Raw genomic sequence first — 18119 nt, 5'->3', positions numbered from 1 at the left:
CCTACACGCCGTGCGGGTGAAGAAGATAGTGCACGACCGGCGCCAGGTCTTCAAGCGGCGGGGCGCCGGCGACCACGCGCGCCGCGCTGGTCCAGGGATAGTCCAGGGCCAGCAGCCAGCCGAACACCGCGGCCGAATTGGCGGGCGGCAGGCTGACCATGGTTTCGATCGTGATGGTCAGGCGTTTGGCGCGATACGGGTCGGGCTGAAACGCCCACTCGTAGCGGCCACAGCCCACGCGCACGTTGCCGGTGGCTTTTTCCGTCATGCCGACCAGCCAGTCGCAGTGGTACTCGGACAGGCGCGCGTCGGCATCCGGGCGCGACAGGTAAAAGGTATAGACGTTGTCGTAGGTCTGGCCGAACTTGCGCACCAGGGTGTCGGTGATGGCGGCCAGGCCATGCGATTCGGGCGGAAAGGCGATGGCCTGCGTGCGCAGGGCCATCTTCAGCACGGCGTCGGGCGCAAAGGCACGGGCCATGTAATGCGGGCGGTTCTCGTCCTTGGCGTGAAAATAGTCGCGCAATACGGACTCGGTGCAGGCGGGGAACAACGAATCGGTGGGCATTGCGAGGGGCTTCCGTTCAGGTCTCAAGCGTCGGTGTCAGGGCTTTCTGACCGGATCGAACCATTTCGAGACGTTGGGCGGCTCGTAAATGGCATAGCGATCCAGCAGCAAGGCGGGGTCTTCTTCCACCACCAGCATGTCGCGATGCTGGGGACGGATGAATGCTTCTTCCACGGTGTGGTCGATGAATTGCATCAGGGCATCGTAGTACCCCGCGACGTTCAGCAGTCCGCAGGGCTTCTGGTGCATGCCCAGCTGTGCCCAGGTCCATACCTCGAAGAACTCTTCCAGCGTGCCGGCGCCGCCGGGCAGGGCGATGAAGCCGTCGGCCTTCTCCATCATCATGGCCTTGCGCTCGTGCATGTTCTGCACCATGTGCAGCTCCGTCAGTCCCAGGTGCGCCTGCTCCTTCTTCAGAAGCAGTTCGGGAATCACGCCGATCACGCGGCCGCCGCCGGCCAGCACTTCATTGGCCACCACACCCATGATGCCGACGATCGATCCGCCGTACACCAGGCCCAGGTCGCGCTTGACGAGTTCGCGCGCCAGCACTCGGGCCTGCTCGATGTAGTCCGGGCGCGTGCCCGGGTTGGAGCCGCAATACACGCAGATATTCTTCAGGGTCATAAAAACGATGGGAAATTGCCGGCCGCGTTACAGATTGCGTCACGATGCCTTTCGCGAAGCCGATAGTTTACGCAAGGTTGCGCAGGCGCCTTTTTGCGGCCGGCCAGGTCCGGCCGTGCGGCGCGGGCAATGTTTGGACACAGCATGTTCCGGCATGGCCGGTAGACTGAAGATTGCGAAAACGACTGGAAGTCCAGCGTCGTGCTGCTTTCACTGACTAGAGGAGCTAACGATATGGAACAAGCAACCCGCACCCCGCAGCAAACCAAACGTCCCTTCGACATGGACGTGCAGGCGATCCGCGCCAAGGCGCGCAAGGACATCGAATCCGGCGCCATCACCGACACGTACCGCGCAGACCGCGAAACCGTGCTGAAGCTGCTGAATGAAGCGCTGGCCACGGAAATCGTCTGTGTGCTGCGCTACAAGCGCCACTACTTCATGGCCCGTGGCCTGAATGCCGAACCCGTCGCCGCCGAGTTCGCCGAGCATGCAACGCAGGAACAGGAGCATGCCGACAAGCTGGCCGAGCGTATCGTGCAGTTGGGCGGCGAGCCGGATCTGTCGCCCAAGGGGCTGCTGGAGCGCAGCCACTCGGAATACGTCGAAGGCAACACGCTGGAAGAGATGATCAAGGAAAACCTGATCGCCGAGCGGATCGCCATCGACAGCTATCGCCAGATGATCGAGTACATCGGCGAACAGGACACGACCACGCGCCGTTTGCTGGAAGAAATCCTGGCGGTTGAAGAGGAACACGCCGACGATCTGTCGGACTTCCTGGAAAAGTGACGCGGCGCTGATCCGTCAAAGCAAAACGCCGTCCGGCGCGCGATGCGCCGGACGGCGTTTGTCCTGAAGACGCCCTGGATCAGACCACGTCGGCCCAGAGATCGTATTCGTCGGAGTCGGTGACGCGCACGCGCACCATGTCGCCCGGCTGCAGGGGCTTGTCCGAACTGACGTAGACGCAGCCGTCGATTTCAGGCGCGTCGGCGGCGCTGCGGCCCACGGCGCCGTCTTCGTCGACCTCGTCGATCAGCACGTCGATCTCGCGGCCCACCTTGAGCGCCAGGCGCTCAGCTGAAATGGTTTGCTGCAGCGCCATGAAGCGTTCCCAGCGGTCCTGCTTGACGTCGTCCGGCACCGGATCGTCCAGCAGGTTGGCGGGTGCGCCTTCAACCGGCGAATACTGGAAACAGCCCACGCGGTCGAGCTGCGCTTCCTGCATCCAGTCCAGCAGGTACTGGAAGTCTTCCTCGGTTTCGCCGGGGAAGCCCACGATGAAGGTCGAACGGATCGTCAGGTCCGGACAGATTTCGCGCCAGCGCTTGATGCGCGCCAGCGTCTTGTCCTCGAAGGCCGGGCGCTTCATCAGCTTCAGGATGCGCGGGCTGGCGTGCTGGAACGGGATGTCCAGGTAGGGCAGGATCTTGCCCTCGGCCATCAGCGGAATCACTTCGTCCACGTGCGGGTACGGATACACGTAGTGCAGGCGCGTCCAGACGCCCATTTCGGACAAGGCCATACAGAGCTCGGTCATGCGCGTCCTGACCGGGCGGCCGTTCCAGAAGCCGCTGCGGTACTTCATGTCCACGCCGTATGCACTGGTGTCCTGCGAGATCACCAGCAGCTCTTTCACGCCCGCCTTCACCAGGCGCTCGGCTTCGTTCAGCACGTCGCCCACGGGACGGCTGACCAGGTCGCCGCGCATCGAGGGGATGATGCAGAAGCTGCAGCGATGATTGCAGCCTTCGGAGATCTTCAGGTAGGCATAGTGGCGCGGCGTGAGCTTGACGCCTTGCGGCGGCACCAGATCCACGTAGGGATTGTGATCCGTGCGCGGGGGCGCCACGCCGTGCACGGCGCGCACGACCTCTTCATATTGCTGGGGACCGGTCACCGACAGCACGCTGGGGTGCACGTCGCGGATTACGGATTCCTCGACGCCCATGCAGCCGGTCACGATGACCTTGCCATTTTCGGCCAGGGCTTCGCCGATGGCTTCCAGCGACTCGGCCTTGGCGCTGTCGATAAAGCCACAGGTGTTGACGACGACCACGTCCGCATCGTTGTACTCGGGCGTGACTTCGTAGCCTTCGGTACGCAACTGGGTCAGGATGCGTTCGGAGTCGACCAGTGCCTTCGGACAGCCCAGCGACACGAAGCCCACGCGCGGCGCGCGGCCGGGGTTGGCCTCTTGCGCGGCGGCCGTGATGGCGTCGAGCGTGGCGTTGTTGCCGTTGCTGGGGGCAGCGCCGGCGCCTTTGCCGGGGCGGGAATGTTCAATAACTTCCAATCTAATTCACCGTAGGTTCGCGCACGGGCATTCGGCGTGCGGCGGGGTCATCGTCAAAGATTCAGGGCCAGGCCGGAGCGTCCTGGGAGGACAGGTGGCGCAGCGTTTCCGGATGCAGCATGGCGACGCGCAGCAAGGTCTGCGCGGCGCCCGAGGGGTTGCGGCGGCCTTGCTCCCAATCCTGCAAGGTGCGCACGCTTACGCCCAACAACTCCGCGAAATCCGCCTGCGGCAGGCCCACGCGATTGCGCGCTTCGCTGATATGCGACGCCTGCCACCGGACGGACCGGGCAGGCGGTACAGCCTTCTTCATAACTCAATCACTGGGAGGGGGGCGGTGCGGCATTCATTCGCGCCGGCGGGCATTCGGCCGGCGGCCGCACCGATGGGGATAGCGGGGCAGCGCAGGATTATACGGCATTGCCGTAGGCGGGGATAGCGCGGGATGGTGGGGCCCGTCTGGCAACGGGGGACGGAAAGCCGCGTGGAACCGAGGCCCGCGATTCAGGCCGCAGTGCGGCGATACAGCGCCAGCGTGCCCGCCAGTCCGATCAGCATGCCGCCGCAGATCCGGTTCAGCCAGTGCAGGCCGCCTGCCCGGAAGGCGCGCACCATCTGCGCGCCCAGCGCCGCATAGGCCAGCATCGTCGCCACATTCAGCAGCGCCAGGACGCCGGCCAGGATGGCGTACTGGGCGGGCAGGGGAGCGGTGGGGTTGATGAATTGGGGAAGGAAGGCCGACATGAACAGCAGGGCCTTGGGGTTGGTCAGGGCCACGACGAAGCTGCGCAGGCCCAGGGCCAGCCCGGCCGGGCGCGCATCACGGGCGCTTTCGGACGGCAGGGTCACCGGCGCGTCCGAGCGCAGGAGCTTCCAGCCCAGCCAGGCCAGGTACGCGGCGCCCACCCATTTGACGATCTGGAAGGCGACCTCGGAGGCGGCCAGCAGCACACCCAGGCCGCAGGCCACGGCGCCGATCAGGACCAGATCCGCCATCACCGCGCCGCCCATGCCCCAGCAGGCGGCGCGCACGCCGTGGCGCGAGCCGTTGCTCATGGCGAGCAGCGTGGTGGGGCCGGGCGTGATGATGGCGATGGCAGAGGCCAGGACAAACAGCAGCAGCGTGGCGAGGGACATGACGGGGCTCCAGGGCAGGGAGCCAGTGTGCCGCGCGGGCCGCCGTCCGTCCAGGTCCGGGCTACCATAGCGGTCTTACTCTTTGATTTCGCACCATGTCCACCCGTCCTGACTCCCCCAATCTGGCCCCCCCGCTTTCTTCCGTTCTACTTGCCAGCGCGGGGGTGGTGGAGGACGTGCTCGACGGGCGCTCACTCACGGAGGCGCTGGCCGAGGTCGATGGCGCGCTGCGTCCGGCCACGCAGGCGGTGTCGTTCCATGCGATGCGCTACCTGGGCTGGGCCGACGCCGTCGGCCGCGAGATGGTGCAGCGTTACCCCAGCGTGCTGTTCGAATCCCTGCTGCTGGTGTCGCTGACGCTGCTCAAGGAAGAGGGCGATGCGGCCGTCGCCCTCCCTGGCATGCCGGTCTACGCCCCGCACACGGTCGTCGACCAGGCGGTGACCGCGGCCGCTGGGTCGCGCGCCCTGGCGTCCTACAAGGGGATGCTCAATGCCTGCCTGCGCCGTTTCCTGCGTGAACGCGCCGCGCTGGAGGCCGCCGTGGCCGACAGTCCCGAGGCGCAATTCAATCACCCTGGCTGGTGGGTCAAGCAACTTACCGTGGCCTATCCAAAGCAATGGCGCGAGATCCTCGCGGCGTCCAATCTGCCGGCCCCGCTGACCTTGCGGGTCAACCGCCGCCGCGCCACCCGCGAGCAGGTGCTGGCTGCCTTTGAGGAGGCGGGCCTGGCGGCAGAAGCCGTGGGCCAATCGGGCGTGGTGCTGGCCACGCCCAAACCGGTGACGCAGTTGCCGGGGTTTGCCGAGGGCTGGTGGTCGGTGCAGGACGCGGGCGCCCAGCTCGCGGCGGAATTGCTGGCCCCTGCCGACGGCATGCGCGTGCTGGACGCCTGCGCGGCGCCCGGGGGCAAGACGGCACACCTGCTTGAACTTGCGGACATCGACCTGCTTGCCCTGGATGCCGACGCCGACCGGCTTGGCCGCGTCGAACAGAATCTGGAACGGCTGGGCCTGGGCGGCGGCCATGTCCGGCTGAAGGCGGCCGACGCCGCCGACCTGGACGCGTGGTGGGACGGCAAGCCCTTTGACGCCGTGCTGGCGGACGTGCCGTGCACGGCGTCGGGCATTGTCCGCCGCCACCCTGACATCCGCTGGCTGCGCCGCGAGAACGACCTGCGCCGCACCGCCAGCCTGCAGACCCGGATCCTGGATGCGCTCTGGTCCACCGTGGCCCCCGGCGGCCGGCTGCTCTATGTGACGTGCTCGGTGTTTCCGATCGAAGGCACGCGTCAGGCCCTGGAATTCCTGCAGCGCCATCCCGACGCGACCCGCCTGGACGCGCCCGGCCAATTGCTGCCAGTTGCGGTCGATGCAACACCCGCGGCGCAACACGACGGGTTTTTCTACGCCTTGTTTGCCAAGCAGTCCTGAATCCCGAAGAATAGGGGCATGACGTAGTTCCGGTGCCGTATGTCCATTATTTCGCGCGTATTTCTTGGGTTGTTGCTGGTATCTGCCGTGCTTTTGACTGCGCCGGGTGGTGTGGCTCACGCGTCCGAGCCGCGCGTTACGCGCGTGGAACCGTTGGTGCGCGACGGCAACCTGGAAATCGACGCGGACATCGAATTCGAGCTGAACCAGCAGTTGCGCGACGCCGCCCAACGCGGCGTCGCCCTGTATTTCACGGCTGACCTGACCATTACCCGAGAACGCTGGTACTGGTTCGACGAGTCACTGGTGGACACATCGCGCACCTGGCGTGTGGTCTATAACGCGCTGACCCGCCAGTGGCGGGCGGGCGTGGGCGAGCTGTCCTTTCCGGTGGCCTCGCTGGACGACGCCATGAGCGCCATCCGGCATATCCGCAATTGGCGGGTCGCGAAGGCCGGCGAGTTTGATGCGGGGTTGCAATACAACGGGCAGTTGCGCCTCCGGCTGGATACGTCGCTGTTGCCCAGGCCGTTTCAGGTCAACGCCCTGAACAGCAGCTCGTGGGCGCAGGCGACGCCGTGGATGGACTTCTCGTTCATGTTGGGCGACAAGGAGAAAGATCCCTCATGAGGCTTTTGCTTCGGCTGGCGCTGATGGTCGGCGCCGTGAGCGGCCTGGCGCTGCTGGGCCTCTTGGCCTGGTCCACCGGAAACGCCTCGCGTTTTGCGCGCTACTACGACACGCTGCTGGTCCTGAACGGCATCTTTGCGCTGGCGCTCTTTGTCTGGGTTGTCGCGCTGACGGTGCGGCTGGCCCGGCAGATCCGTCGCCGGCAATTCGGCGCGCGGCTCACCGCCCGCTTTTCCCTGGCTTTCGCCCTGATCGGCGTGGTGCCCGGCGCGCTCATCTACACCGTGTCGGTGCAGTTCATGTCGCGCTCGATCGAATCCTGGTTCAACGTGCGCGTGGACACGGCGCTGGAAGCCGGCCTGAACCTGGGCCGCGCCGCGTTGGATTCGCTGCTGGCCGACCTGGACGCCCGCGCCCGCTCGATGGCCGTGGAATTGAACCGCAGCACCGACAGCGGCGTGACGCTGGCGCTGACCCGGCTGCGCGAGGCGAACGGCGTGCAGGAAGCCATGGTGTTCACGGGCAGCGGCCGGATGGTGGCGTTTTCGACCAGCCAGTACGGCCAGTTGCTGCCGGCCATGCCGCCTTCCACGGTGATGAATCAGTTGCGGCTGGCGCGCGGGTATTCCGCGGCCGAAGCCGATGACCCCGTCACGCCGGGCGCCGAAGGCGGCCTGCATCTGCGTGTGGTGATCCCGCTGAACGGCCCGGACCGTTACGACAACCTGCTGGGTCCGGCCTCCGAACCCCGCTGGCTGCAATTGCTGCAGCCGGTGCCCGAGCAGATCGCGCACAACGCCAACCTCGTGCAGCAGGGTTTTCGGGATTACCAGGAACTGGCGCTGTCGCGGCTGGGCCTGCGCAAACTCTATGGCATCACGCTGACGCTGGCCCTGCTGCTGGCCGCGTTTGGCGCCATCGCGGTGGCTCTGTCCCTGTCCAAGCGGCTGGTGCGCCCGCTGCTCAGCCTGGCGGGCGGCACGCAGGCGGTGGGCGTGGGCGACTACCGGCCCCTGCCCGAGCCGCCGGAACGCGACGAAGTCGGCCAACTCACGCGATCGTTCAACGCCATGACCCGCCAGCTCGACGAAGCGCGCCGCATGGTCGAAAGCAACCGCCAGCAGCTCGAACGCTCCAACGTCTATCTGGAAAGCGTGCTGTCCAACCTGTCTTCCGGCGTGCTGGTGTTCGACGAAGCATTCCGCGTCACCACCGTGAACCAGGGCGCCCAGACCATCCTGGGCGCAGACCTGCGCTCGGTCATCGGCCGTCCGCTCGAGACCGCGGACGGCATGCTGGAATTTGCGAATATCGTGCGCCAGGCGTTTTCCACGCACGCGGCGGTCGGCTCCGAGCGCCAGCACTGGCAGCAGCAATTCGAAATTGCGCCCGCCCAGGCCGAAGGCGCGACCGCATCCCAGCCGCTGACCTTGCTGGCGCGGGGCACGCACCTGCGCGTCGATGGGCGCGGCAACGGTTATCTGGTCGTGTTCGACGACATCACCGAAGTGATTTCCGCCAACCGGACCGTGGCGTGGGGCGAGGTGGCGCGCCGGCTGGCCCACGAAATCAAGAATCCGCTGACCCCGATCCAGCTCTCGGCCGAGCGCCTGGCCATGAAGCTGGAAGGCAAGCTGCCGCCCGCCGAGGCGCAGATCGTGGCGCGTTCCACCAACACGATCGTGAACCAGGTGGCGTCGCTCAAGCAGATGGTGGACGACTTCCGTGAGTATGCGCGCACGCCGCCGGCCGTCATGCAGCGCATCAATTTCAACGCGCTGGTGGCGGACGTGCTGTCGCTCTATGGCTGGGAACCCGAGGGCGCCCCATCGCGGCTGACGGAAAAGGCCATGAATCTGGATGTCAGCCTGGGCGCCGACCTGCCCGATATCGAAGGCGATCCGACCCAGCTCCGGCAGGTGATCCACAACCTGCTTTCCAATGCGCGCGATGCGATCGCGGAACTGGGCGGGCAGGGCCGCGTCAGCGTGACGACCCAACTCATGCGCAGCGAACAGCCCGATCGCGTGGCGCATCAGGCGCTGCGTTTCACGGTGGCGGACACGGGTCCCGGCTTCCCGCCGCAGGTCATGCAACGCGCATTTGAGCCCTACGTAACCACAAAGTCCCACGGGACTGGGTTAGGATTGGCAATCGTCCGCAAGATCGTGGAAGAGCATGGCGGACGTATCGACCTTGCCAACCGCAAGGAAGGAGGGGCGCGGATTTCCATCCTGTTGACCCGGCTCGCGCCCGGGTCCGACACTATGGACGCCACCGCGCAAGAAAAGGATAATGCGGCTACGCAATAGGTGGATGCTTTATGGCCAGAATTCTGGTGGTTGACGACGAAGTCGGTATACGCGAACTGTTGTCGGAAATCCTTTACGACGAGGGACACACGGTCGAGTTGGCCGAAAACGCGGCGCAAGCGCGCGCTGCCCGTCTTCGCATGCGTCCCGATCTGGTGTTGCTGGACATCTGGATGCCCGACACCGACGGCGTCAGCCTGCTCAAGGAGTGGGGCTCGCAAGGCTTGCTGGACATGCCTGTCATCATGATGAGCGGCCACGCCACCATCGACACGGCGGTCGAAGCCACGCGCATCGGCGCCATGGATTTCCTCGAAAAGCCCATTACGCTGCAGCGTCTGCTCAAGACCGTTGCCGCGGGCCTGGCGCGTGGCCGCGTGCCGCATGCGGCGCCCGCCGCCGCCAATCCGGCCGTCGCCAGCCCGATCGTGGCGCTGGAAGACGAACTGGATCCGCCCGCCGCGCTGGCCGCCGTGTCCGCCAACGATGTGCCGGCCACGTCCAACGGCCAGTTGGGCAGCATTTCGCTGGACCAGCCGCTGCGCGAAGCGCGCGACGAATTCGAGCGCATCTACTTTGAATACCACCTGGTCAGGGAAAGCCACAGCATGACGCGCGTGTCCGAACGTACCGGGCTGGAACGCACCCACCTCTACCGCAAGCTCAAGCAATTGGGCATCGAGTCCGCGCGCAAGCGCAGCACATGAAGATCCTGATCATGGGCGCTGGTCGCGTAGGCACCAGCGTGGCGGAAAACCTGGTGTCCGAGCAAAACGACATCACGGTCATCGATTCCGACCCCGCCCAGTTGCAATACCTGCAAGAACACTTTGACCTGCGTGTCGTCCTGGGTGACGGCTCGCAGGTTTCTGTTTTGGAAAATGCCGGCGCCGCCGACACCGATCTTCTCATCGCCTGTGCGGCGTCCGACTCCGCCAACATGGTCGCGTGCAAGATCGCGCGCCAACTGTTCAACATCCCCCGCCGCATCGCCCGCATCCGCTCCGCGGAATTTCCGGAGCATCCGGAACTCATGAGCGAAGAAGGCTTCTGCATCGACGCGCTCATCAGCCCCGAACGCAGCGTCACCACCTATCTGCAAAGCCTCATCGAGTTCCCCGAGGCCCTGCAGGTCGTCGAATTCGCCGAAGGCCGCGTCAGCGTCGTCACCGTACGCGTGGGGCACGGCAGCCCGATGGCGCATTCGTCCGTGGATAAGCTGCGCGACGTCTGGCCGGACGTGAAGGCGCGCGTCATCGACGTGCTGCGCGGCGGCCGTCCCCTGCGCGCGGGCAGCGGCACCGTCATCGCCCCGGGCGACGAAGTCGTGCTGGTTGTCGATTCGGACCACGCACGCCGCGCCGTGCGCAAGCTGCGCGACGCCGAGCGCGCGGTGCGCCGCGTGATGATCGCGGGCGGCGGCAACATCGGCCTGCGGCTCGCGCGCCAGCTTGCCGAGGAAAAGTACAGCGTCCGCATCATCGAGCACGACCTGAAGCGTTGCGAATACCTGGCAACCCAGCTTCCGGACAGTGTGCTGGTCCTGCACGGCAGTGGCACAGACGAGGCGCTGCTCGAGCGCGAGAACATCGAGGACATGGACACGTGGCTGGCCCTGACCAGCGACGACGAAGACAACATCATGTCGTCGCTGCTGGCCAAGCGGCTGGGCGCGCGCAAGGTGATCGCGCTGATCAACCGCCACGCGTACGGCGAACTCATGCAGGGCAGCCACATCGACATCGCCGTGTCGCCGTCGCAAGCCACCATGAGCGAACTGCTGCGCCACGTGCGCCGCGGCGACGTGGTGGCCGTGCACCGGCTGCGCCAGGGCGTGGCCGAGGCGCTGGAGGCCATTGCCCACGGCGACCGCTCCACGTCCAAGGTGGTGGGCCGCGCGGTGGGCAAGATCAGCCTGCCCAAGGGCGCCAGCATCGGCGCGCTGGTGCGCGGCGAAGAAATCATCCTGCCGGACGCCGATACCGTCATCGAAACCGACGACCACGTCATCGTCTTCGTGCCCTCGCGCCAGCAGATGCCGCGCGTGGAAAAGCTGTTCCAGGTTTCGGCGTCGTTTTTCTGATGCGCCGCCCCGTTCACCCCTTGCGTGGGCCGCGAGCGGCCGGATAAGCCTCCATGAAGCGCGTCCTGGCCACCCTGTACATCCTGGGCCTCACCATGGTGATGTTCGCCCTCACCATGCTGATCCCGCTGTTCATCGCCTATGTGGGGGGCGACGCGGCGCGTGATGCCTTCCGCGACGGCTTCCTGATTTCCGTCGGCATCGGCGGCGGCCTGGCCGCGCTGACCCGGCGCAACCGCAGCGAATTGCGGGCGCGCGACGGCTTCGTGCTGGTGTCGGCCGTCTGGGCAGGTCTGCCGCTGCTGGCGGCCATTCCGCTGCTGCTGTACTTCCATGGCGCCGGGCTGCCGCTGTCCTTCACGGGCGCCTATTTCGAGGCGATGTCCGGGCTGACCACCACCGGCGCCACGGTCCTGACCAACCTGGACACCTTGCCGCCGTCGATCAACCTGTGGCGGGCGACGCTGATCTGGATCGGCGGCATGGGCATCCTGGTGCTGGCCGTCGCCATTCTGCCGCTGCTGGGCGTCGGCGGACACCAGGTGGTGCGGGCCGAGACCCCGGGGCCCATGAAAGACGAGCGCCTGACGCCCCGCATCGCCAGCACGGCCAAGGCGCTGTACGCGGTCTATTTCGTGTTCTCTATCCTCTGCTTCATTGCGTACCGGCTGGCCGGGCTGTCGTGGTTTGAGGCCTGGTGCCACATGGCCACCACCATGGGGCTGGGCGGCTTTTCCACCTGGGACGACGGCTTCGCGCACTTTGACTCCGTTGCGGTCGAAATGGTGGCGATGGTGTTCATGCTGATCGCCGGCATCAACTTCGCCACGCACTTCAATGCCTTCCGCCAGCGCAGTCCGCGCGCCTATTGGCGCTGTCCGGAGGCCATTCCGTACCTGGTCGTCGTGCTGGGGGTCGGGCTGGTCATCTCGGTGTACCTCTTCATCAAGGACGTTTACACCGATCCGCTGGAAGCGCTGCGCTACGGGATGTTCAATACCATCTCCATGGCCACCACGACCGGCTATGCCAATACCGACTTCGCCCAATGGCCGCTGTTTGCGCCGCTGACGATGCTGCTGCTGTCGGGCTTTGCGACGTCGGCGGGGTCGACGGGGGGCGGGATCAAGATGATCCGCGCCATCCTGCTGATCAAGCAAGCCCGTAATGAGCTGGTCACCATGTTGCATCCGCATGCCGTCAGCCCCGTCCGGATCAACGGCCGGGCGGTGGAGACACGGACCATGTCGTCCGTGCTGGCCTTCATGCTGTTCTACGGCCTGTCCATCGCGGTGTTCACCAGCTTGCTGCTGCTCTCGGGCCTGGACCCGATCACGGCGTTCTCGGCCGTGTTCGCCAGCGTGAACAACACCGGGCCCGGCCTGGGTCCGGTGGGCCCCATGGGCACCTTTGCGGTGCTGTCGGACTTCCAGATCTGGGTCTGCACCTTTGCCATGCTGATCGGCCGGCTGGAACTGCTGACCGTGCTGGTGCTCTTCACGCCGATCTTCTGGCGCAAATAGGCGCCGCCAGGCGTCGAAATCGTCAGGGATAACCCTAATTAGGGTTATCCCGTCCCCTTTGGAGATCCCCGTCTTTTCTGGCTCCGCGCCGGGCGCTCGCCCAGAACCCGCGTCAATCCTGGGCGGTAAGCGCTTGCTTACTGTTCCTTAGAGGGAAAAACCGGATGATTCGCGATGTTGCACACAAATGTCACGATTTTCAATCGTTTTGCCACAAACCTGCGGCTATCATGCGTTCACAAGCCGCCGTCTAGTGCCCCCCGGGAGGTTGCCGGGCTTCAAGGTCGAACGGCGCATACCCTCATCAAACATTCAAAGGAGTCCGAGATGGAACAAATCCCGTTCATTTCGTCGGCCCCCAACACCCTGGGCATCGAACTCGAGCTGCAACTGATCGACCCCCGCAGTTTTGACCTTGCTGCAGCCTCTGACGAACTGTTGGCCCAAATGGCCAACCATCCTATTGCCGACCGCGTAAAACCCGAAATCACGCGGTCCATGATCGAACTGAACTCCTCGGTGCACGAGCACCCCATGGGCCTCTTGGCCGAAATGCGCGAGATGCGCGACGCCCTGGTTGAAGCCGCGGATGCGGTTGGCGTGTCGGTGGCGGGCGGTGGCGCCCATCCCTTCATGCGCTGGCAAGAGCGCTCCATCTCCGATACCCCGCGCTTCCAGTACCTGGCCGAAATGTACGGTTACCTGGCGCGTCAATTTACGGTGTTCGGCCAACACATCCATCTGGGCGTGAAAAGCGGCGACGACTCCATCAAGCTGCTACGCCGCCTGTCGCCCTACGTGCCGCACTTCATCGCGCTGACGGCGTCGTCGCCGTACTGCGAGGGGGTGGACACCCTGTTCTCGTGCTCGCGCCTGAATGCGGTCAACAGCTTCCCGCTCGCCGGCCACATGCCGCCCGAGGTCAAGGACTGGTACCAGTTCGAAGCCCACCTGTCCCAGCTTCGCGCTTTCGGTCTGGCCGAGAGCATCAAGGACCTGTACTGGGATATCCGTCCCAAGCCCGAGTTCGGCACGGTCGAAATCCGGGTCTGCGACACGCCGCTGACGGTGGAGCGCGCCTGCCAGGTGGCGGCGTTTGCCCAAGCGCTGTCCGTGTTGCTGATGCGCGAGGAAGATCCCAGCGACAACGCCTGGCTTTCCTATCGCAGCAACCACTTCCAGGCCTGCCGCTTTGGCCTGCAGGGCAGCTACGTCACGCCCGACGGGCAGCGCGTGCGTCTGATCGACCATATGCGTGCGCTGTTCCAGCGTCTGATGCCGGTGGCCGAGGAACTGGGTACGGGCGACATGATCGCCGCCTTGCGCGACGACGCCATGCGCGCCGGCAACGACGCCCGCTGGCTGCGCAGCCAGTACCATCGCCTGCGCGACTTGCCGCTGGTGGTGGAAGCCATGTCGAACGCGTGGCGCGGTACGGCGGCGCCCGTTGCGCCGCCGGCAGAGCCGACAGCGGTGCTTCGCCGCCGCATCCGGGCGACGTCCGAGCCCATGCAGGGACTGTCGGCGTCCGAGCCGGGCGTCACCGTGCCGGAACGCTTGCACTAGGCTGCGGCAGGGACGCGTGCGAGGCCCGCTTCGCGCGCCTTTTTCACGGGCGTTCATTCAGGCCTGCTTTCGAAGACCCGTCTTTCAGGGCGGCTTTGCAGGCCCTGCCGTCAAAGCGTTCCGCGCTGCCGGCCGCCGATCGCGCTGATGGACAGGCGGGTTTCGCCTGCCACGGTCCGATGCGCGGCGGCGCGCCAGGCGTGGCCGTAGGCCACTTCGATACTCAAGACGATCAGGCCGTCCGCATTGCGCTGCGCTTCCAGCGCCGCGCACAGGCGGTCGCGCCAGCCGCGTCCCACCAGCCCGCCCCGTCGTCCTTCGGCGGGGTTACCGCCCAAGGCGCGCACGTCCTGCAGCAGCTTTTCGGGGCTGCGGTAGGTCAGCGTCAGGATCTCCTGGTCCATCACCGGATCCGCAAAGCCGTTTTCCACCAGCAGGTCGCCGAAGTCGTGCATGTCCACGAAAGACGGCGTGGCCGTGCGCAGGCCGGCATCCGCCAGCGCCTGCCGCAGTTCGCGCAGCGTGGCCGGACCCAGACAGGAGAACATCGCCAGGCCGCCCACTTTCAGGATTCGGCGCCATTCGGCCAGCACGGCGTGCGGTTCGCGGTGCCAGTGCATCGCCATGTTCGACCAGACCAGTTCCAGCGATTCGGGCGGCAGTCCCGTGTTGGCCAGATCGGCGTTCACAAATGAAGGGGCCGCCGGGCCGCGACGCGCCAGCTTGCCGATCCAGGCCGACAGCCCGCCCGGCGCGTGACGCTGGCGCGCCTGCGCCAGCAAGGGCTCACAGTTGTCCAGGCCGGTGTAAGCCGCTTCGGGATAGCGCTCGCGCAGCAACGGCAGGTTGTCGCCGGCGCCGCAGCCGGCGTCCAGCATAGCCTTCGGTTGCACTCGGATGTACTGCAGGCGGCCGAGCATGCGGCGCGCCACTTCGCCATAGAGGAACTGGGCGTCGGCCAGGTCGCCGCGGCGCGCAAATTGGCGCGGCACGTCGGCACTGACGAGGGGCAGGGAGGGGGGCGTTGCGGTTTCTGGCAGGGACATTTCGGTCGCGCTCGCGGGATCTCCCGGGGCGGAGCATGGTTTGATCTGGGATGGCTCACATTATTGCCCATCCCGGCGGCAGGCTCCGATTGCCCCTACTGAATATGGGGCGACGGTTGTTGTCGCGCCTGGGGTGCGATTGTCCGTTGTGCGGGACACGGGTCGCTGGGGCGCGGCTGTGCGCCGGGTGTCAGGCGGACATCATGGCCGGGCCGCCGGGGGGCTTGGCAAGATGCCCGCGATGCGCGCTGCGCCTTCAAGGGGGCGGACAGCATTGCGCCGCGTGTATGGCGCAGCCGCAGACGTTCAGCCGCACAATCGCGGCGTTTGACTATGCGCCTCCCGGCGATGCGCTGGTGCTGATGCTGAAGACGCAGTTGCGGCTCAGCATGGCGCCGGTGCTGGCGCGAATGATGGCGCAGGCGGTGCAAGAGGCAGCGGTGCAGTCCGGCGCGCAAGCCGTCGGCATTCCGGGATCAAGCGTTACCGACACTGCCGCCGAATGCGGGCATTGCGCCGGGTTCATGCCGCCCGATCTCCTCCTGGTTCCCATCCCCGCCAGCCGGGCGTCGCTGCGTCAGCGGGGCATGAACCCGGCAGCCGAGATCGCGCGTAGTCTGGCCGCCGAACTGGCGCTGCCGGCGCCGCGTCTCCTGCTTGCACGGCGGCGCGAAACGCCGCGCCAGGCCACGCTCGGCCGGCGGGCGCGGCAGCGGGGGGCGGCGGGTCTCTTCGTTTGCACCGGCCCGGTTCGCGGACGGCATGTGGCCGTGGTGGACGACGTGATGACCACCGGCAGTACCGTGGGCGCGGCGGCCACGGCCCTGATGGCGGCAGGGGCGGCCAGCGTGACGGGGTTGGTGGCCGCGCGCACGCCATGATCTGCCTGCATCGCCGCCTGGATCGTGGCTGGATTCCAGCCCGCAATTCCCGCCGGCATCCTGGCCTGCATCTGCCGTTTGCATCCGAGCTCGTGTCCGCGCCCGCAACCGCGCGCGCATCCACGCCCGCATCCGCACCTTCATCGGACCGCGGTCGGGTCGCGGTTCCAGGCCTGCGCCGCCAAATCGGCGACAATCACGCTCGCGCGGCCGCTTCCCGGCCGTGGACCTTTCCCCCTTTGCCTGCACCATGTTCCACGTCATTCTTGTCTGTCCGGAGATCCCTCCCAACACTGGCAACGCCATCCGGCTGTGCGCCAATACCGGCGCGCAACTGCATCTGGTGCGTCCCCTGGGATTCGAGCTGGATGACGCCCGCATGCGGCGCGCGGGGCTGGACTATCACGAGTGGCAGCCCGTGCGCGTGCACGACACGCTGCAAGAGGCCCTGGACGACACCGGCGCAATCGCGTCCAGCATCTATGCGCTGACCACGCACGCGCAGCGCAGCGTGGCCGACGTCAGTTTCAAACCGGGGGATGTGTTCGTGTTTGGCCGCGAAAGCGCGGGCTTGTCGGACGAGCATCAGGCGATGTTTCCGCCGCAGCAGCGGCTGCGGCTGCCGATGCGCACCGGCCAGCGCAGCCTGAACCTGTCGAACGCCGTGGCGGTCACGGTGTTCGAGGCCTGGCGCCAGCAGGGCTACGAAGGGGGCGCATAGGCGCCGCCCCTCGGACTGAAGATCAGTCCAGCGACAGCTTCAGCTTGTCGATCACCTGGTCCCAGCGCGCCTTTTCATTCTTGATGCGATTGGTCAGGGCTGCTGGCGTGGACGGGGCCGGCGTGAAGTATTGCAGCGCCAGCTGCTTGCGTACGGCCTCGCTATTGATGATGCGCGCCAGTTCGCTGTTGAGCCGTTCAATGATCGGCGTGGGCGTGCCGGCCGGCGCCAGGATCGCGTTCCACGAGATGGCTTCAAAGTCCGGATAGCCCTGCGAGGCCATGGTGGGCACGCCGGGCAAGGCGTCGCTGGGCTGCAGGCTGGTCACGGCCAGCAGCTTGACCTTCCCATCGCGCGCCTGCGGCACGGCGATCGCCGGCACCATGAAGCCGGCCTGCACGTCGCCGCCGATGATGGCGGTGATGACCTGCGGAAAACCGGAATACGGGATGTGGGCCAGGTCCACGCCCGCGCGTTCCTTGAACATCTCCATGGCCAGATGGGCCGAACTGCCCGGACCGACCGATCCGTAGTTCAGCGAGTTGCCGCGGCCCTTGACCAGCTTGACGAAGTCCTGGACGTTGTCGACCTTGAGGCTGCCCGGCACGACCAGCACGTTAGGGCTGGTGCCGACCAGCGATACCGGCTCCAGGTCGGTCAGCGGGTCGTAGCCCAACGTCTTCTTATAGAGCGTGGGCGCCGTGACCAGCGGACCGTTGATCGTGTAGAGCAGCGTGTAGCCGTCGGGCTTGGCCTGCGACACCATGCGCGTGCCGATGTTGCCGCCGGCGCCCGGCTTGTTGTCGATCACGATGGGTTGGCCCAGGGCCTGGGACAGCGGCTCGGAAATCGTGCGCGCCAGGATGTCGGGCGACGAGCCGGGCGGGAAGGGCACGACCATGTGGATCGGGCGCTCGGGCCAGTCGGCGTGGGCGGCAACGGGCAGGATGGCGGCCAGGCTCAGGCAAAGGCCACGCAGCAGCGGGCCGACCCGGAACTTGCGGGTTTGCGTCATGAAGGATGTCTCCTCGGGGTGGGTGTCGTGTCTTGTTGTGGAAGCGGGATGGACGGGCGCGATCTAGGCGGCGCCGATGGCCTCGCCGGAGCCGGCGCCCAGTCCTTCATAGCGCGCATCCCGCGCCAGCAGGGCCGAGACGGCGGTCATGGGCGCGACGCCTTCGAACAGCACGGCGCACACCGCTTCGGTGATCGGCAATTCGACATTGATGGCGCGGGCGCGGTCCAACGCGGCGCGGGCGCAGCGCACGCCTTCGGCGGTGATGCCGCTGGCCA

General features: G+C 66.4%; 17 protein-coding genes and 1 pseudogene. 10 read left to right on the top strand and 8 right to left on the bottom strand.

Features of this window, described 5'->3' with window-relative positions:
• Position 1: 1 nt before the first annotated feature.
• Together B3446_RS25795 and B3446_RS25790 are read right to left on the bottom strand one after the other, a co-directional pair.
• Positions 2-568 carry a hypothetical protein gene (locus tag B3446_RS25795; RefSeq protein WP_191578427.1) on the bottom strand — a complete coding sequence of 189 codons (567 nt, stop codon included), beginning with the start codon at positions 566-568 and terminating at the stop codon, positions 2-4.
• A 36-nt stretch (positions 569-604) separates the two neighbouring features.
• Positions 605-1195, bottom strand: coding sequence for a TIGR00730 family Rossman fold protein (locus tag B3446_RS25790; protein WP_191578426.1), 591 nt, complete (start codon positions 1193-1195; stop codon positions 605-607).
• A 234-nt stretch (positions 1196-1429) separates the two neighbouring features.
• On the opposite strand from B3446_RS25790, the gene B3446_RS25785 reads away from it, so the two are divergent.
• Entirely contained in the window at positions 1430-1987 is a 558-nt protein-coding gene (locus B3446_RS25785; protein ID WP_191578425.1) for a ferritin-like domain-containing protein, read from the top strand.
• Between the two features lie 79 nt (positions 1988-2066).
• On the opposite strand, the gene rimO is transcribed toward B3446_RS25785, so the two are convergent.
• The 3 genes from rimO to B3446_RS25770 all read right to left on the bottom strand — a co-directional run bounded on the left by rimO (position 2067) and on the right by B3446_RS25770 (position 4631).
• A complete protein-coding gene (gene rimO / locus B3446_RS25780) occupies positions 2067-3413 on the bottom strand; it encodes a 30S ribosomal protein S12 methylthiotransferase RimO (RefSeq protein WP_291386795.1) in 1347 nt (448 codons plus the stop codon).
• Between the two features lie 142 nt (positions 3414-3555).
• A complete protein-coding gene (locus B3446_RS25775; protein ID WP_175122067.1) occupies positions 3556-3807 on the bottom strand; it encodes a helix-turn-helix domain-containing protein in 252 nt (83 codons plus the stop codon).
• Positions 3808-3998: 191 nt separating this feature from the next.
• The gene (locus B3446_RS25770; RefSeq protein WP_291386741.1) at positions 3999-4631 is read right to left on the bottom strand and encodes a LysE family translocator; all 633 of its coding nucleotides are present in this window, start codon (positions 4629-4631) and stop codon (positions 3999-4001) included.
• Positions 4632-4726: 95 nt separating this feature from the next.
• On the opposite strand from B3446_RS25770, the gene rsmB reads away from it, so the two are divergent.
• The 7 genes from rsmB (at position 4727) to B3446_RS25735 (ending at position 14178) form a co-directional block, all read left to right on the top strand.
• Complete coding sequence (gene rsmB, locus B3446_RS25765; protein ID WP_291386739.1) at positions 4727-6064, top strand: 16S rRNA (cytosine(967)-C(5))-methyltransferase RsmB; 1338 nt, start codon at positions 4727-4729, stop codon at positions 6062-6064.
• 39 nt (positions 6065-6103) lie between these two features.
• Positions 6104-6694: a DUF4390 domain-containing protein gene (locus tag B3446_RS25760; protein ID WP_291386737.1), complete on the top strand. Its 591-nt coding sequence runs from the start codon at positions 6104-6106 to the stop codon at positions 6692-6694.
• On the top strand, positions 6691-9006 hold the full coding sequence (locus tag B3446_RS25755) for a sensor histidine kinase (protein WP_291386735.1): 2316 nt from the start codon (positions 6691-6693) through the stop codon (positions 9004-9006). Before B3446_RS25760 ends, B3446_RS25755 begins: the two co-directional genes overlap by 4 nt.
• 11 nt (positions 9007-9017) lie before the next feature.
• Positions 9018-9713, top strand: coding sequence for a response regulator (locus tag B3446_RS25750; RefSeq protein ID WP_175186352.1), 696 nt, complete (start codon positions 9018-9020; stop codon positions 9711-9713).
• Complete coding sequence (gene trkA, locus B3446_RS25745; RefSeq protein ID WP_291386733.1) at positions 9710-11089, top strand: Trk system potassium transporter TrkA; 1380 nt, start codon at positions 9710-9712, stop codon at positions 11087-11089. Before B3446_RS25750 ends, trkA begins: the two co-directional genes overlap by 4 nt.
• A 53-nt stretch (positions 11090-11142) precedes the next feature.
• Entirely contained in the window at positions 11143-12612 is a 1470-nt protein-coding gene (locus tag B3446_RS25740) for a TrkH family potassium uptake protein (RefSeq protein ID WP_191578419.1), read from the top strand.
• Between the two features lie 327 nt (positions 12613-12939).
• On the top strand, positions 12940-14178 hold the full coding sequence (locus B3446_RS25735) for a YbdK family carboxylate-amine ligase (protein ID WP_175122075.1): 1239 nt from the start codon (positions 12940-12942) through the stop codon (positions 14176-14178).
• 110 nt (positions 14179-14288) lie between these two features.
• Here B3446_RS25735 and B3446_RS25730 read toward each other — a convergent pair whose 3' ends face one another.
• On the bottom strand, positions 14289-15224 hold the full coding sequence (locus tag B3446_RS25730; RefSeq protein ID WP_291386728.1) for a methyltransferase domain-containing protein: 936 nt from the start codon (positions 15222-15224) through the stop codon (positions 14289-14291).
• A gap of 287 nt (positions 15225-15511) precedes the next feature.
• Here B3446_RS25730 and B3446_RS25725 point away from each other — a divergent pair, with 287 nt between their 5' ends.
• Both B3446_RS25725 and B3446_RS25720 read left to right on the top strand, forming a co-directional pair.
• A complete protein-coding gene (locus tag B3446_RS25725; RefSeq protein ID WP_291386726.1) occupies positions 15512-16105 on the top strand; it encodes a ComF family protein in 594 nt (197 codons plus the stop codon).
• 250 nt (positions 16106-16355) lie between these two features.
• The gene (locus B3446_RS25720) at positions 16356-16826 is read left to right on the top strand and encodes a tRNA (cytidine(34)-2'-O)-methyltransferase (RefSeq protein ID WP_191578417.1); all 471 of its coding nucleotides are present in this window, start codon (positions 16356-16358) and stop codon (positions 16824-16826) included.
• 22 nt (positions 16827-16848) lie between these two features.
• On the opposite strand, the gene B3446_RS25715 is transcribed toward B3446_RS25720, so the two are convergent.
• Both B3446_RS25715 and B3446_RS25710 read right to left on the bottom strand, forming a co-directional pair.
• A complete protein-coding gene (locus tag B3446_RS25715; RefSeq protein WP_291386724.1) occupies positions 16849-17841 on the bottom strand; it encodes a Bug family tripartite tricarboxylate transporter substrate binding protein in 993 nt (330 codons plus the stop codon).
• Positions 17842-17904: 63 nt separating this feature from the next.
• Positions 17905-18119 (bottom strand): annotated as a pseudogene (locus B3446_RS25710) (glycerol-3-phosphate dehydrogenase); the annotation flags it as partial.

The organism is Achromobacter sp. UBA5777, from assembly GCF_002418565.1.
Classification (GTDB): domain Bacteria; phylum Pseudomonadota; class Gammaproteobacteria; order Burkholderiales; family Burkholderiaceae_B; genus Achromobacter; species Achromobacter animicus.
This window is presented reverse-complemented; position numbering and strand designations above follow the sequence as displayed.

Bases quoted from the DNA above. Each gene is read 5' to 3' on its own strand.
- B3446_RS25785 (WP_191578425.1), top strand. From the start codon at position 1,430: ATGGAACAAGCAACCCGCACCCCGCAGCAAACCAAACGTCCCTTCGAC.
- B3446_RS25720 (WP_191578417.1), top strand. From the start codon at position 16,356: ATGTTCCACGTCATTCTTGTCTGTCCGGAGATCCCTCCCAACACTGGC.
- B3446_RS25750 (WP_175186352.1), top strand. From the start codon at position 9,018: ATGGCCAGAATTCTGGTGGTTGACGACGAAGTCGGTATACGCGAACTG.
- B3446_RS25740 (WP_191578419.1), top strand. From the start codon at position 11,143: ATGAAGCGCGTCCTGGCCACCCTGTACATCCTGGGCCTCACCATGGTG.
- B3446_RS25755 (WP_291386735.1), top strand. From the start codon at position 6,691: ATGAGGCTTTTGCTTCGGCTGGCGCTGATGGTCGGCGCCGTGAGCGGC.
- B3446_RS25725 (WP_291386726.1), top strand. From the start codon at position 15,512: ATGGCGCAGCCGCAGACGTTCAGCCGCACAATCGCGGCGTTTGACTAT.
- B3446_RS25730 (WP_291386728.1), bottom strand. From the start codon at position 15,224: ATGTCCCTGCCAGAAACCGCAACGCCCCCCTCCCTGCCCCTCGTCAGT.
- B3446_RS25760 (WP_291386737.1), top strand. From the start codon at position 6,104: ATGTCCATTATTTCGCGCGTATTTCTTGGGTTGTTGCTGGTATCTGCC.
- B3446_RS25790 (WP_191578426.1), bottom strand. From the start codon at position 1,195: ATGACCCTGAAGAATATCTGCGTGTATTGCGGCTCCAACCCGGGCACG.
- B3446_RS25715 (WP_291386724.1), bottom strand. From the start codon at position 17,841: ATGACGCAAACCCGCAAGTTCCGGGTCGGCCCGCTGCTGCGTGGCCTT.
- trkA (WP_291386733.1), top strand. From the start codon at position 9,710: ATGAAGATCCTGATCATGGGCGCTGGTCGCGTAGGCACCAGCGTGGCG.
- rsmB (WP_291386739.1), top strand. From the start codon at position 4,727: ATGTCCACCCGTCCTGACTCCCCCAATCTGGCCCCCCCGCTTTCTTCC.
- B3446_RS25735 (WP_175122075.1), top strand. From the start codon at position 12,940: ATGGAACAAATCCCGTTCATTTCGTCGGCCCCCAACACCCTGGGCATC.
- B3446_RS25775 (WP_175122067.1), bottom strand. From the start codon at position 3,807: ATGAAGAAGGCTGTACCGCCTGCCCGGTCCGTCCGGTGGCAGGCGTCG.
- B3446_RS25770 (WP_291386741.1), bottom strand. From the start codon at position 4,631: ATGTCCCTCGCCACGCTGCTGCTGTTTGTCCTGGCCTCTGCCATCGCC.
- B3446_RS25795 (WP_191578427.1), bottom strand. From the start codon at position 568: ATGCCCACCGATTCGTTGTTCCCCGCCTGCACCGAGTCCGTATTGCGC.